The sequence below is a fragment of the Avibacterium paragallinarum genome (assembly GCF_011765605.1).
Taxonomy (GTDB): Bacteria; Pseudomonadota; Gammaproteobacteria; order Enterobacterales; family Pasteurellaceae; genus Avibacterium; species Avibacterium paragallinarum.
This window is the reverse complement of sequence record NZ_CP050316.1, coordinates 1,317,640-1,332,785: the sequence shown is the minus strand read 5'-3', so window position 1 is coordinate 1,332,785 and position 15,146 is coordinate 1,317,640. Positions and strand designations below refer to the sequence as shown.

Here is a 15,146-nt window from a genome sequence, read left to right as displayed (position 1 = left end):
GAGGCTTCTAACATATTATATTCCTATTTTTGTAATATATCATTTCGTTTTCTTTCATTTGTCTTTGTTTAAGGCTATAATTGATACAATATAAAACCGGTCAAAGGGAAAAAGATGAAAAGTGCAATTGAAAGACGAATGGAGATTGTCGCGATCGTCAATAAGAATTCTTCGGCACGAGTAGAAGATTTGGCGGAGGCATTTTCTGTTTCAACGGTTACCATTCGCCAAGATCTTAATTTTCTTGAAAAGAATGGTTATATCATACGATCACATGGCGGGGCTATTCCCAACAAAGGAATGATCGCCGAACTCAGTAATTCTGAGAAACGCAACCGCTATTCTGGTGAAAAAAGCAAAATTGCTGAGGCCGCCTTAAAACTGATCCACGACAACGATATTATTATTTTAGACTCAGGCACGACCACCAAAGAAATTGCATCTGCACTCAAAAAATCACCTCTCAAAAATATTGTAGTGATGACAAACAGCCTTGATGTCGCTTATGAACTGTCCGACTCTGACAATACCGATGTGCTAATGACAGGCGGGAAATTACGCAAAAATGCGATGTCTTTCTCTGGCCCACAAGCAGATGCGAGTTTAGCAAATTACTGCTTCAGCAAAGTATTTTTGGGCGTTGATGGATTTGATATTCAAGCAGGTATTACTACGCATAATGAGCAAGAGGCGAATCTCAACCGCATTATGTGTGAGATTTCTAATCAAGTGATTGCGGTAACGGATTCCAGTAAATTTGGTAAAAAAAGTTGCCACGTTATCCGCAAATTTGCCGATATTGATGTATTAATTACCGATTCTGGCATTTCTCCTGAATATTTGACCGCACTTCAGGAAAATAATATTGAAGTGATTATTGTAGATTAAGAGGAAAAAACAATGCGTTATGCCATTAAACCTGAAAAAGTGATGACGTCATCAGGGGAGTTACTGAATAAATATGTGGTGATAAATCAAGGTAAAATCGAACGTATCCAAGTAGAAAAGCCCACTGATTGCGATGTACATTATTATCCTGACAGCTATCTTTCTGCGGGGTTCATTGATGTGCATATTCACGGCCGTGCAGGTGCCGATGTGATGGACGAAAACGACACCGCACTGGCGACCATTGCACAAGCATTACCACAAACAGGCGTTACTGCGTGGGTAGGAACGACTGTTTCAGCCCCTTGGGCGAATATTCTTTCCTCAATGCAACGAATGAAAGATTACATTCAACAAGGCAAACAAAAAGGAGCGGAATTATTAGGTAGCTTTATGGAAGGGCCTTATTTTACCGAACGCCATCGTGGCTCGCACCCAACCGAATATTTAATGCCACCAACGATTCCACAGCTAGAAGAATTATTGCAAATTTCCGACCGCACTTTATTACGGGTTGCCATTGCACCTGAAATTGAAAATGCCGAACCTGCTATTAAATGGTTGGTGGAAAATGGCGTAAAGGTGTCTGTAGCTCATACTAATGCCATCTTTGAGCAGGTAACCAAAGCTTATTATTTAGGGGCAGATTGCGGTGTACATTTATTCAACGGAATGAGTGCTTTGCATCACCGTGAGCCGAGTTGTACGGGGGCAGTGTTGTATCACGATATGCTGGCGGAAATTATTGCAGACGGCATTCACGTTCACCCAGCCGTATTAAATTTAGCTTATAAATTAAAAACCTACCGCAGAATGGTGCTGATCACAGATTGTATGCGTGCAGGTGGCTTACCTGATGGCGAGTACACATTAGGCGTGCAAACCGTACGGGTAGAAAACGGTCAAGCGAGAACCTTTGACGGATCGCTCGCAGGTAGCACTTGCAGCCTCGATCAAGCCTTACGCAATATGGTATTTAAAGCTGATGTGCCTGTATGGGAAGCCATTCAAATGGTTACCACCATTCCCGCCACTTATTTAGGTGTGGCAGATCGCATTGGTGATATTGCTGTCGGCAAAGAAGCAAATTTCACCTTATTAAACAAAGAATTACAAGTTCAAGCCACTTATATTCAAGGCGAACAAGTTTATAAGTGCGGTGAAAAATTTTAAGATTTTTATATTTACAAAGATGGAGAGAAAACAATGTCAAAGTTAAGAACTGAACGTTTAAAAAAATTATGTAGCCAAGACGATCTAATCGCAGCACTTGCCATTGACCAACGTGGTGCATTACGCCGTATGTTGGGCGAAGACGTAACGAATGAGCAACTTGCTGAGTTTAAAGTATTGGTGTCTGAATACTTAACCCCTTATGCCTCATCTATTTTGCTTGACCCAGAAGTGGGCTGGAAAGCGGCTGAAAAACGTGCTTCCAACGCAGGTTTATTAATGGCTTATGAAAAAACAGGTTATGACAAAACCCAACCGGGTCGCTATCCAGATTTAATTGACGATGTTTCCGTGCAACGCTTAAAAGCCAAAGGTGCAGACGGCATCAAATTATTGCTTTATATCGATATTGACGAAGGCAAAGAAGTCAATGATCGCAAAGAAGCCTTTGTAGAACGCGTGGCTTCAGAATGTAAAGCGGAAGAAATGCCATTCTTCCTAGAGCTTGTGAGCTATGATGCGAATATTTCTGATCCAAAAGAATATTCGAAAATCAAACCGCGTAAAGTGATCGAAGCAATGAAATTATTCTCTGAGCCACGTTTTGGTGTTGATGTGCTAAAAGTGGAAGTGCCAGTAGATATGAAATTTGTCGAAGGTTTCGCAGAGCAAGATGCGGTATATAGCCAAGCTCAAGCGAAAGCGTACTTCAAAGAACAAAGCGATGCCACCGAAATTCCATTTATCTTCTTAAGTGCAGGTGTGAGCACACAATTATTCTTAGACACGCTACGTTTTGCCAAAGATGCAGGTTGTGATTTCAACGGCGTATTATGCGGACGTGCTACTTGGGCAGGTGCTGCGGAAATCTTTAAAGCAGAAGGTGCAGAAGCGGCAAAACAATGGTTACTCAACGAAGGCAAAGCCAATATTGAAGCATTAAATGCCGTGTTAAAAGAAACCGCACAGCCTTTAGTATTATAAAGCCCAGATTGTTTTAGCTAACTTAAAAAGTGCGGTGAAAAAAGACCGCACTTTTTCTTTTATTCTACAAAATCAAAACACCGTTTCTAAATTTTAGATCAAGATCACAAAATCAAACATTGTTTATAGACGAGCTTTCTATTCTAGTTTACATTTGACATGTGTTTTCTTTAAGGAAATAAGGTGTAAGAAAGTGGTAATTTACAGATAAAATGACAAATTGCCGCTTATTGTAAAATGTTATTTTTTTTTGCGTATGATAGCGAAGCGGATTTTTCTTCTGTATTAGACAGTATGAGAAAGAAGAATAAGGCAATCTGTGCATTATTTACGGCTTGCTGTACCATCTTATTTTTAACTTAAATGATTATAAAATTTCTATGTTAGATAAATTTATCACTTTTCCACAATTCCTTGGCATTTTGGCGTTTATTTTAGGCGTGATTTGTTTTTATCAGCGGAATGATCGGAAATTAAAAATCGTGATGTTGATTCAAAATATCACCTATATGAGCCATTTTATTTTGCTTGATGCCAAAGTGGCAGCGTTGAGTTCGTTGCTTTCGACGTTGAGAACGGCAACTTCGATTTATATTTCCTCGAAGTATATCGCCTTAGGCTTTGTGATTGTGGGGATTATTTTTGGTTATGTGATTGCGGATTCCGTGTGGCAGGTGTTTCCTATCATTGCCTCGACCATTGGGACAATTTCTTTATTTTTATTGAAAGGCATTCCAATGCGATTATTTATGCTGGTCGGCTCTGCCTGCTGGCTCACGAATAATATTCTAGTGGGATCGCTCGGTGGAGTATTGCTAGAAAGTACAGTGATGTTTGTTAATACCATTACCATTATTCGCCTAATGCGGCAAAAGCATCGCTAACTGGTTTTTATATCAAAATAGGAGAAAAAATGATGAAAAAATTACTGATTGCTTCACTTTTTACCACCGCACTTTCGTTTCACGCCTTGGCGGCGGACAATCCCGCTAAAAGTTATAAAGTCGCTTTTGAGTCACAAGTGCCTGTTTTAGATGGAAAACTTGACGAGGCTGTTTGGGCAAAAGTGCAAGGCGTTACGGATTTTGTGAACCCTTGGGAACAAGCACAAATGCCCAAAACAGAATTTAAGGCGTTTCACGATGATCAATATTTTTATTTCTCTTTTGATGTAGAAGATCCGAATGTTTTAATTTATGACACCACCGATCACGAATGGATGGTGGCACGTGAAGACCGTGTAGAATTATTTATGGCACCAGGGGAAATTGATAAACCGCAAGCAGATGGAAAATATCCAAAATATGTTGCCTTAGAAATGGATTACAAAGGTCGCACCTTATCAATGTTGCGTGATGTTGAAAAAAATATTAATGCCGAATGGGATCCAAAAACCTTAGAAACCGTGGGTGTTCGCACAGAAAAAGGTTATACCCTTGAAGCTAAAATTGCACTTAGTGAATTAAAAGAACATAACTTAATTCAAGGCAATAAAATCCGTGCTGGGGCTTATCGTGCAGAATTTTCGATTATTAAAGGAAAAGGCAAAGAACAAACGAACTGGATCACTTGGGTTGATCCAAAAACGGAAAAACCGAATTTCCATATTAATTCTTCATTTGGTGAATTTGTGTTAGAGCCGAAAAAGTAAGGATTTAAGAAAGCCCAAAAGAAACCCCTGTCTATGCAGGGGTTATTATTTTTTGATGTTTGACTTACGCCGCAAAGGGATCGCGTAAAATCATTGTTTCAACACGGTCTGGACCCGTTGAAAGAATATCTACTGGTACGCCTGTTACTTCTTCAATGCGTTTAATGTAATTACGCGTATTTTCAGGCAGTTTATTCACATCGGTTACGCCGAATGTGCTTTCTTTCCAGCTGGGTAGGGTTTCATAAATTGGCTCAACGCCTTCCCAATCTTTTGCCGCAAGCGGAGCAAATTCAGCAATTTCACCATTTGGCATTTTGTAGCCTACGCAAATTTTGATTTCGTCAAAGCCGTCTAATACATCAAGTTTTGTCATACAAAAACCTGAAATGGAGTTCACTTGAATGGCACGACGCATAGCTACCGCATCGAACCAACCGCAACGGCGAGGACGACCTGTTACCGCCCCAAATTCATTGCCCTTGCGTGCAATTTCAGCACCCACTTCATCAAACAGTTCAGTGGCAAATGGCCCACCGCCAACGCGGGTGCAGTAAGCTTTAATAATGCCTAAAACGTAATCAATATGACGCGGGCCAAAGCCTGAGCCTGTAGAAACCCCGCCCGCTGTGGTATTGGAGCTGGTTACATAAGGGTATGTACCTTGGTCAATGTCAAGCATTGTGCCTTGTGCGCCTTCAAACAGAATGTTATCGCCATTTTTGCGAGCAACATCAAGAATTGCGGTAACATCTGCCACCATTCCCGTGATAATCGGTGCAACGGCAAGCACATCATCAAGGGTTTTCTGATAATCTACAGGCTCAACCTTGTAGTAGTGAACTAATTGGAAATTGTAGTAATCCAAAATGGCTTTCAGTTTTTCAGCGAAACTTTCTAGGTCGAATAAATCACCAACACGCAAACCACGGCGGGCAACTTTGTCTTCATAGGCTGGTCCAATACCGCGCCCTGTTGTACCAATGGCTTTTTTACCTAAGGCGGCTTCACGAGCTTTATCCATCGCAACGTGGTAAGGCAAGATGAGCGGGCTGGCTTCAGAAATTAATAAACGCTCACGCACATTAATGCCACGGGCTTCAAGCTCGCCCATTTCTTGCATTAAGGCATCAGGGGCAAGCACCACGCCGTTACCGATCAAACAGGTTACATTTTCACGCAAAATGCCTGATGGAATTAAACGCAAAACCGTTTTCTCGCCATTAATAATCAGCGTATGCCCCGCGTTATGCCCACCTTGATAACGCACCACATATTTTACGCGATCGGTAAGTAAATCAACGATTTTCCCTTTTCCCTCATCGCCCCATTGAGCCCCTAAGATAACAACACTTTTTCCCATAGATTCCGCCTTAGCTGAGTAATATCAATCGTTTTAGCCCAACATAGCCCTGCCGAATAGTGGCGGCTTATGCTGAAATAAAACAAGTGTAATGAATGAAAAACAGTGAGCTACTTTACTATTTTATGCGTATAATTTCAATGCAAAATCGGCATTTCTTTTTGATTTTTATCATTGAAAAAAGCAGTATTGAAAAGTGCGGTCAGAAAATCTAGGCGTTTTTCTCCGCGAAAGTTTGAAAGCAAAAATTGAAATTTGCCCCAAGCTGTGATTTAATGCCCGCTACATTTTGAAATAGTCGTATTAAGGTTTAATCGATGTATTCTGGTTTCGTGATTGGTCTGTTGTTGGGCTTTTTGTTGCAATGCGGGCAATTCTGTTTTGTGTCGGGCTTTCGCTCCATTTATATGCAAAAAAGTCTTCATTTTCTGACCGCACTTTTTATCGCCATTAGTATTCAATCCGTAGGATTTTTTACCCTCGAGCATTTTGGCATTATCCAAATTCCTACTTCCCAACTTCCCTTGCTGGCGACCCTGTTAGGTGGTTTGCTGTTTGGCATTGGAATGAGCCTTGCAAATTGTTGCGGTAGTGGTGCGTGGTTTCGTACTGGAGAGGGAGCGATTGGGGGCTATCTGGCATTGCTCAGCTTTGCCTTCACAATGGCAGCGACCCAATCAGGTATTTTAAAATATCAAATCAATGGGCTGCTAGAAAACCCGCTCTCCCTTGATAATATGTACCTCACCTTTCAGCTTTCCCCTTGGTACTTCGTGATTTTGCTGATTTTTAGCACCGCACTTTTAGGCTATGTTGAATGGCGATCACGCCGTTATCGCTTCCCCACACCGCCTAGCCCCGCGATAATTTTCCCTAAAATTTTTGCCCGAACTTGGTCGCCTTTTTTAACGGCTGTAGCGATCGGTATTTTAGGCGTGATCGCGTGGTGGATGAGTGCTGACGCAGGGCGAAATTTTGGCTTTGGCATCGCTGTGCCATCGGCGAATGTCATTCAGTATATCGTAACTGGGCAACAACGCTATCTAAACTGGGGAACGCTTTTTGTGTTAGGTATTCCGCTTGGTGCGTTGCTCAGTGCTAAATTAGCGGGCGAACTCAAGTGGCGATTGCCTGAACCGAAAGGCATTTTACAACGCATTTTCGGTGGCGTAATAATGGGGATTGGAGCTGCCTTAGCGGGCGGTTGCACCATTACCAACGCGTTAGTGTCCACCGCGTATTTCTCTTGGCAGGGCTGGCTTGCCACCTTAATGATGATGCTCGGCTGTTGGATTACCGCCGCATTCATCAAACCGACGCAATGTGGCGTGTAATCGATATAAAATGAATAAGGAAAATCCTATGAAAATGAAACCAATCTTATTGGCGGTCGCTGTGAGCTTGGCGTTGTCGGCTTGTAATGATCGCAAAGTTACGCTGATGGAAACCCGCGAATTACTCAACCATCTTGACGATCCCAATTTTGTCATCATTGACACAAGGCAAGACAGTCTTTACAACGGATTTAAAGAGAAAAACGCCACACGCGGCGGGCATATAAAAGGGGCGATACAATTTAGCTGTGATTGGCTAGAACATATCCAGCCTGAAAAATTTGACAGCTTCGCCACGGGGAAAGGTATTACAAAAGAAAAACATCTCGTATTTTACGACAGCAACCCTGAAAACCTCGATTGCGTTACCGCAGAATTTGCCGCGAGAGGCTATAAGGTTTCGCGTTTCAATGATTTCCTGAGCTATGCAAACGCGGGTTATCCTCTAGAATCCTTTGCAAATTTTCAATATAGCGTTTCCCCGCAATGGGTGAACGCCGCCCTCAAAGGGGAAAAGCCCGAAACCCTAGATAATGACAAAGTGATGTTATTTGAAGTGTCTTGGGGCGATTTGGAACACGCCAAAGCCTATACGCAACACATTGTGGGGGCGTATCATTTTAATACGGACTGGGTGGAAAACGATCCTGTTTGGAATCTCTCTGCCCCTGATGTCATCGAAAAAAATTTACTTGCCAATGGCATTACCAAAGATAAAACCGTCATTTTATATTCCGATAACCAACTGGCGGCGTACCGTATTTTCTGGGCATTAAAATGGGCAGGCGTGGAAGATGTGCGGGTACTCAACGGAAATTTAGCCACTTGGCTTGACGCAGGTTTGCCAACGGAAACCAAAATTAATCTTCCGCAGCCAGAGAAAGATTTTGGCACAACCATTCCAGCCAACCCACAAATTGACATCGCGACTCCTCAGCAAGCGATGAATGCACAAAAAGCGGGATTAAAATTAATCAGCAACCGAGCGTGGGACGAATACACGGGCAAAGTCAGCGGTTACGATTACATACTCGGCAAAGGCGAGCCACAAGGGGCAATCTGGGGCTTTGCTGGCACGGATTCCTCCAATATGGCGGATTATTACGACCCCGACAACACCTTACGCAACCCCAATGAGATTTTTGCCTTATGGCAAACGCAAGGGATTCACAAAGGTGATAAATTAGCCTTTTATTGTGGCACTGGTTGGCGTGCAGGCGTACCTTGGTTTCTCACTCAACTCGCGGGCTGGAAAGACACCGTAATTTACGACGGTGGTTGGAATGCGTGGCAAATGGACAGCCAATACCCCGTTCAAAAAGGTGCACCAAACCCACAAAGCAAACCCGACAGCAAAAACGATTTCGGCAAAGTGATGAAAAAAGGAAATTCTTGTAAGAGCTGAGGATAGAGATTAAAAAAGTGCGGTGAGAAAACACCGCACTTTTTGCTCTGAGAGATAAAATTTTATCGTCAATTATTCAAATAAATTCTTATGCAACGCACGCACTACATCATCGGCTTGTTCGCTTTTCACGAGCATACAGATGTTGTTTGTGCTTGCTCCGTAGCTTACCATACGGATATTGTAGCTTTCTAAGGTGCTGAAAATTTGTTTTGCAATGCCTGCAGTAACGTGTAAATCATTTCCCACTAATGCCACTAAAGATAAGCCTGTATCCACTTTCACGCTGGAAACTTCTCTTAGCTCAGCCAGTAATTCAGGGGAAAGCATTTCTGCGCCTGAAGAGGCTGAGCCTGTTTTATCTAAGGTGAGGGCAACACTCACTTCAGAAGTGGTGATCGTATCAACGGAAATTTTATGTTTAGCTAAAATATTGAAAATATTCGCTAAAAACCCTTGTGCGTGTAGCATACTGAGGCTAGAGAGCGTAACCAAGGTTTGATCACGGCGTAAGGCAATGGCTCGGAATGTTGGACGAGGTTGGGGATCTTTGGTTACCCAAGTGCCGCCGTCTTGTGGTGCTTTGCTTGAGCCAACGAATACAGGAATATTGCTACGCACAGCAGGCAAAAGGGTGGCAGGGTGAAGCACTTTTGCTCCGAAGGTTGCCATTTCAGCCGCTTCGGCGAAGCTCATTGTATCAATGCGTTTTGCCGCTGGCACAATGCGAGGATCGGTGGTGTAAATGCCTGCCACATCTGTCCAAATTAGCACATCTTTTGCGTTTAGCACTTCGGCAAGTAAGGCGGCGGAATAGTCGCTACCGCCACGCCCTAAGGTGGTAGTTTTGCCTTGTGGATCGCGACCGATAAAGCCTTGCGTGATGATCATTGTGTCATCATCTTGGGCGAGTAATGGCTTGAGTAATTCATCGCTATTTTTTTGCGTTTGCTCATCATCAGGTGCGGCTTTACCGAAGTGGCTGTTGGTGGCAATAATGGTACGCACATCAACCCAAGTGGCTTTTGCCCCTAGCTCTTTTAGCACTTGCACGAAAAGCAAGGTGGACATCATTTCCCCTTGGCAAATTAATTCGTCCGTGAGGGCTGGCGAAGTGGCAACACAGGCTGCTTCGGCAAGGGTTTCAATATGTTTCAAAATCTCTTCAATTTTTGCCCGCACTTCGCTGTCGTCTTTTAATTCAGCCAGAATATTTTCTTCAATTTGACGGACATCTGCGAGTAATTTTGCCCGCTCTTCCGCTTCTTTGCCATTGGCAAGAGCAACTAATAAGTTGGTGATCCCTGCCGAAGCGGAAAGCACCACGATGCGAGTATGAGGATCGGCGATCACAATATCCGCACAAGCACGCATTGCCGCGTGGTTCGCAACACTTGTACCACCAAATTTTGCCACTGAGAGATGAGCCATAATTTTCCTTCCTATAAATGTTGTATTTGAGAATTTATCGTCATTCAAAGTTAAAATGACAACTTTAAACGTAAAGAGTTATAGAAATAAAGATTTCACTAAATTTTGTCAAATTATACGCGATAAATCTAAATAAAAAACCATTTTTAAAATCGTTTTTAAAAAATTTATGCCGAATAATTGAATAATATTTAATTAAGGGCGTGAGAGATAATCCCCCGTGCCAATCCACTTGTATGAGGTGAGTGCCTCCAGCCCCATTGGCCCGCGTGAATGCAGTTTTTGCGTACTCACTGCCACTTCCGCTCCCAGCCCAAATTGCCCGCCGTCAGTGAAGCGGGTGCTGGCATTCACATACACCGCCGCACTGTCCACTTGATTAATAAATTGTTGGGCAAGGCGTTGTGAGCTGGTTAAAATCGCATCGGAATGTTGTGTGCCATTTTGGTTAATAAAGGCGACGGCGTGATCAATATCTTTCACGATCACCACATTGAGATCAGGCGATCCCCATTCTTGGTGCAAATCCTGTTCCTGTAAAGGCATCACTTCTGCTTGGGTTTGGCTCAAAATAGCAAGTGCGGTGGGATCTGCGTGGTATTTTATGCGTTGTGCTGCCTCAGCATTGGCGAGCATTGGCAAAAATTGTGCTGCGATACTTTCTTGCACAAGCAAGGTTTCGAGCGTATTACAGGTGCTTGGTCGCTGGGTTTTGGCATTGCAAATCACGCCCACCGCACGGGGTAAATCCGCACTTTCTTCTACGAAAGTATGGCACACGCCAACGCCGCCGATGATAACAGGAATGGTAGAATTTTCTTTGCAAAGCTGATGTAACCCCGCACCGCCTCTTGGAATGAGCATATCCACATAGCGATCCAATTTCATTAATTGCATTACCAAATCACGATTAGGATCGGTAATCGCCTGCACTGCATTTGGCGGTAAATTTGCTTGAATGAGGGCTTGTTGCACCACGTCCACCAAAATTTTATTGGAATGCTGGGTTTCCTTGCCGCCGCGTAAAATCACCGCATTTCCCGTTTTTAAACAAAGACTTGCCACATCAATGGTGACATTTGGACGGGCTTCGTAAATGGTAGCCACCACGCCCAAAGGCACGCGTACGCGTTCAAGTTTTAAGCCACTATCCAATGTGCCACCGTCGATAATTTTTCCAACGGGATCAGGCAGCGAAACAATATGACGCACGTCTTGAGCAATGGCGTTTAAGCGTTCTGGCGTGAGTAATAGGCGGTCGATCAAGGCTTCAGATAAACCATTTTGCTTGGCGATTTCAATATCCTTGCGGTTTTCCGCTAAAATTTGCTCCGCTTGCAAGATTAATTGTTCCGCAATGCACAATAGGGTGTGATTTTTTTCTTTTTCACTGCATTGTGCCAAAATAAATGCCGCTTGTTTGGCTTGTTTGCCCATTTCTACTAAGTTCGTCATTGGTGATCCTATTTCATTTTGGTTGGAAGTTTGTCATCGCGTTGTTTTTCGGCAATTTCTTGTTCTTGATAATCAAACACAGGCAAATGCCACTCAAAGCGAATGGCTAGCAGCCGAATTGTAAATCCACAAATGAGGGTTACGATGACAACAAGGCTATGGTTGAGATTTAACTGCTGCAAGCCAATATAAATACTTGCGGCGAGCAATGCAACACTGGCGTAAAGTTCTTTTTGGAAAACTAATGGAATGCGATTGCATAGCAGATCCCGCAACACGCCGCCGAATGCCCCTGTGATAATGGCAGCGATGATGGCGATGATAAAACTATGCCCCATATCTAACGCAATTTGCGTACCGATAATGGAAAACACGATTAAACCTAAGGCATCTAAAACCAAAAAAATGGTGCGGAAATAACGCATAAAATGGCGGATAAAGGGGGCGATCACCACCGTCAGCACGGCGGCACTGGCAACAATAATAAAATAGTGTGGATTTTTCACCCAGCCGAGGGGATAATGCCCCAACAGCACATCTCGCACCGAGCCGCCTCCAATGGCAGTCATTGAAGCGATGATGACCACGCCGAAAATGTCCATTTTCTCCCGACCCGCTGCCAAAGCGCCCGTAATGGCTTCCGCAGTAATGCCGACAATATATAAGATACTCAGTAGCATAAGCCCCTTCATTAAAGTGCGGTGAGTTTTTCACCCTATTTTAGGCGGATAAACAAGAAAAACAATGGATTGCGTGCAAAATGAGAAAAAATAAGCAGAATTTTGACCGCACTTTTAAATTTCTGCATAATGTGCAGCTTATTTGGATAAAAAGGAAAAATTATGTCAGATAGCCAATCTTCAGCACACCGCGTTGCTCTTAGCCTTGTTCCACTCGCTTTATTGCTCGCGGTGGATTGCTTCGCGTTATTTTTACAAGGGCAGAGCAAAGCCATTTCTCATTTCACTCTTGCCGCGTTCACCGCTCAGCTCTTATGAGTGCTGGTTTTTCACAAAGGACAAATTTGTAACGGACAGCGTTCCCGCTTAATCAGCGTGAATAATGCCTTTTTGCTGTATTGGGGATTTTGGTTATTGATTAGCCTTTTTTCCAACTATCATTATGTGCTAACGGATATGGCAAGCCTGTGCGGAATTGGGCTTTCCATCGCTATTTGCTTTCAGCCTGCTGAGCCAACATTACGCCGCTCAATGCTCATTCTTGCCACTTTACTTGGTTTATTAGGCGTTGTCGTCTATGGGCTAATGTTCACCCAACTCCCTTGGCTTGGCTTATTGCCTTATAACCCGTTCGGGCAACTTTTGCTCGGCGTAATTTTAGCCAATTTATGCCTCGTTATTTCCAAAAATCGCTTACAAGGGTTTATCGCGTTGCTACCGTTAATGATGATAGTGTTGTTACTGCTAAACGCAGTGCTATCCATTGTTTTGGTTTATCTCGCGACACAGAGTGCGGTGGTTTTTGGCAATGAATTTTCACTCGGCTTATATTTCTTCCTGCATTTAGTGCTTACCGCAATCATCGCTCTGCCTATCTTAACCAAGAAACCTCTGAGCTATTACGCATTGATTTTTCTACTCTTTATTGGCTTGAGCTTGCCTATTTGGGCGAATTTTAGTTTGATTGCACAGGCGGCGTAATCATAACGTTATTTCATAACTGGTTAATTTTAAAGATAAAGATGCCATTAATGGCAAAAGTAAATTCGCTTACTTTAAAACAGGTTTACTTTCAGATTGGTTATCGGACTTATTTTCAGAAGAGCATTCTTGGTTTTTGACAAGTGGAGGGAGTAACGTCTATCAATCAGTATTTTTTGTGAAAACGCTAAAAGAATATGTTAGTTCAAGATGGGGAAAACTGTTTGACTGTTGGAAACATTCCAAGAGAAGCATATAAAAATACGCGTCATTTAATACGGCTTGTTGTGCAAAAAATAGCACGAAATAAAGCGATATTTAACTGGTCTGAGCTGTTGTTATTGGGTGGGATTTTGTTTGCTGTATAGAACGCCTTTCTTTACAATCAAGGTGATTAATAATCTCATTTTAACATCATAAAAACGAAAAGGTTCAACAATGACAACAAAAAACTTTTTGACTAAAACATTTCTTTCTTCTGCGTTATTAGCTGTAGCAGGTGGGGCTCAAGCTGCCGCATTCCAATTAGCCGAAGTATCAAGCTCTGGTCTTGGGCGTGCCTATGCGGGGGAAGCCGCAATCGCAGACAACGCTTCTGTAGTCGCAACCAACCCCGCGTTAATGACCCTATTTAAAACCAACCAATTTAGTGCAGGTGGGGTTTATGTAGATTCAAAAATTCGGGTTGATGGAACAGTAACGGCAACTAAAATAACGACTTCAACTGCGTTATTAACAAAACCAGGAAATTTGGCTAATAACGATGTTGTTCTGGGTGCATTTGTACCAAATATGTATTTCGTTGCTCCAATAAATGATCAGTTTGCGATTGGAGCTGGAATGAATGTGAATTTTGGTTTAAAAAGTGAATATAGCTCAGATTATGATGGCGGCATTTTTGGTGGAAAAACAGATTTAACTACTATTAATTTAAATTTAAGTGGTGCATATCGTGTAACACAAGGTTTAAGTTTTGGTGCAGGGTTAAATGCAGTGTATGCGAAAGCCAAACTTGAACGTAATGCTGGGGTTCTTGATGATGCCTTAGAAAAATATTCACAGAGCTTAACTGCGGAACGTTCATCATTTGCTTCGGTGGTTACCGCACGAAGTAATGCAGTTACTAAAACAACATCGGTTGTTCGTTTGCAAGATAAAAACGCGTGGGGATTTGGCTGGAATGCGGGCTTAGTTTATGAATTTAATGAAGCTCATCGTCTTGGTTTTGCTTATCATTCTAAAGTTGATATTGACTTCAAAGATGGCACCGCTGTTGGTAATAGCCAAGGTAATAGCCAAACAGGATCAGGCGGTTTGACTTTACATTTACCAAGCTATTGGGAGTTCTCAGGCTTTCACCAATTAACGGATGATTTTGCATTACATTATAGCTACAAACGCACCAAATGGAGTCGTTTACAAAACTTACACGCAACATTTGATAACGGAAGCAAAGCGTTCCGCAAAGCTCTTAATTACCGCGATGCTTCACGTTTTGCATTAGGTGGCACTTATAACGTGAATGAACAACTTGTCTTGCGTGCAGGTATTGCTTATGACAAAGCAGCGGGAAAGGCAACGGCGGCGATTCCTGACACAAACAGAACTTGGTATAGCTTAGGGGCGACTTACGCATTTACCCCAAATCTTTCTGTTGATTTTGGTTTTGCCCACTTACGCGGTAAAAAAGTTCACTTTACTGAAGAGGAGATGGTAGGCATAATCAAAATTGAAGCGGATTACACTTCAAAATCCAGTGCCAACCTCTACGGTTTAAACCTAAATTACAGTTTCTAATTTG

Annotated in this window: 12 protein-coding genes and 1 pseudogene; 9 read left to right on the top strand and 4 right to left on the bottom strand. The window is 42.7% G+C overall.

Features of this window, described 5'->3' with window-relative positions; all coding sequences use genetic code 11:
- Positions 1-114: 114 nt before the first annotated feature.
- The 5 genes from agaR (at position 115) to HBL79_RS06240 (ending at position 4,696) form a co-directional block, all read left to right on the top strand.
- On the top strand, positions 115-888 hold the full coding sequence (gene agaR / locus HBL79_RS06260) for a transcriptional repressor AgaR (protein WP_017806047.1): 774 nt from the start codon (positions 115-117) through the stop codon (positions 886-888).
- A gap of 12 nt (positions 889-900) precedes the next feature.
- Positions 901-2,061 (top strand): N-acetylglucosamine-6-phosphate deacetylase, encoded by a 1,161-nt coding sequence (gene nagA / locus HBL79_RS06255; protein WP_046097458.1) that lies wholly within the window; start codon positions 901-903, stop codon positions 2,059-2,061.
- A gap of 33 nt (positions 2,062-2,094) precedes the next feature.
- Positions 2,095-3,045, top strand: a complete 951-nt coding sequence (locus HBL79_RS06250; protein WP_046097459.1) for a tagatose 1,6-diphosphate aldolase — start codon at positions 2,095-2,097, stop codon at positions 3,043-3,045.
- Between the two features lie 380 nt (positions 3,046-3,425).
- Positions 3,426-3,929: a YgjV family protein gene (locus HBL79_RS06245; protein WP_017806050.1), complete on the top strand. Its 504-nt coding sequence runs from the start codon at positions 3,426-3,428 to the stop codon at positions 3,927-3,929.
- A gap of 29 nt (positions 3,930-3,958) precedes the next feature.
- On the top strand, positions 3,959-4,696 hold the full coding sequence (locus HBL79_RS06240) for a carbohydrate-binding family 9-like protein (RefSeq protein ID WP_046097460.1): 738 nt from the start codon (positions 3,959-3,961) through the stop codon (positions 4,694-4,696).
- Between the two features lie 64 nt (positions 4,697-4,760).
- Here the strand turns inward: HBL79_RS06240 and purA are convergent, their stop codons facing one another.
- Positions 4,761-6,059 (bottom strand): adenylosuccinate synthase, encoded by a 1,299-nt coding sequence (purA, locus tag HBL79_RS06235; RefSeq protein ID WP_046097461.1) that lies wholly within the window; start codon positions 6,057-6,059, stop codon positions 4,761-4,763.
- Positions 6,060-6,376: 317 nt separating this feature from the next.
- On the opposite strand from purA, the gene HBL79_RS06230 reads away from it, so the two are divergent.
- Complete coding sequence (locus HBL79_RS06230) at positions 6,377-7,393, top strand: YeeE/YedE family protein (protein ID WP_046097462.1); 1,017 nt, start codon at positions 6,377-6,379, stop codon at positions 7,391-7,393.
- 28 nt (positions 7,394-7,421) lie between these two features.
- A complete protein-coding gene (locus HBL79_RS06225; RefSeq protein WP_174758212.1) occupies positions 7,422-8,798 on the top strand; it encodes a rhodanese-like domain-containing protein in 1,377 nt (458 codons plus the stop codon).
- Between the two features lie 72 nt (positions 8,799-8,870).
- Here the strand turns inward: HBL79_RS06225 and lysC are convergent, their stop codons facing one another.
- From lysC to HBL79_RS06210, 3 genes are all read right to left on the bottom strand, one after another.
- Complete coding sequence (gene lysC / locus HBL79_RS06220) at positions 8,871-10,229, bottom strand: lysine-sensitive aspartokinase 3 (protein WP_046097463.1); 1,359 nt, start codon at positions 10,227-10,229, stop codon at positions 8,871-8,873.
- A gap of 195 nt (positions 10,230-10,424) precedes the next feature.
- Positions 10,425-11,684: a glutamate-5-semialdehyde dehydrogenase gene (gene proA / locus HBL79_RS06215; RefSeq protein WP_046097464.1), complete on the bottom strand. Its 1,260-nt coding sequence runs from the start codon at positions 11,682-11,684 to the stop codon at positions 10,425-10,427.
- Between the two features lie 8 nt (positions 11,685-11,692).
- Positions 11,693-12,364, bottom strand: a complete 672-nt coding sequence (locus HBL79_RS06210) for a trimeric intracellular cation channel family protein (RefSeq protein ID WP_046097465.1) — start codon at positions 12,362-12,364, stop codon at positions 11,693-11,695.
- A gap of 162 nt (positions 12,365-12,526) precedes the next feature.
- Here HBL79_RS06210 and HBL79_RS06205 point away from each other — a divergent pair.
- Positions 12,527-13,345: pseudogene (locus tag HBL79_RS06205) on the top strand (hypothetical protein).
- A 438-nt stretch (positions 13,346-13,783) separates the two neighbouring features.
- Positions 13,784-15,142 (top strand): outer membrane protein transport protein, encoded by a 1,359-nt coding sequence (locus tag HBL79_RS06200; RefSeq protein ID WP_046097466.1) that lies wholly within the window; start codon positions 13,784-13,786, stop codon positions 15,140-15,142.
- Positions 15,143-15,146 lie beyond the last annotated feature (4 nt).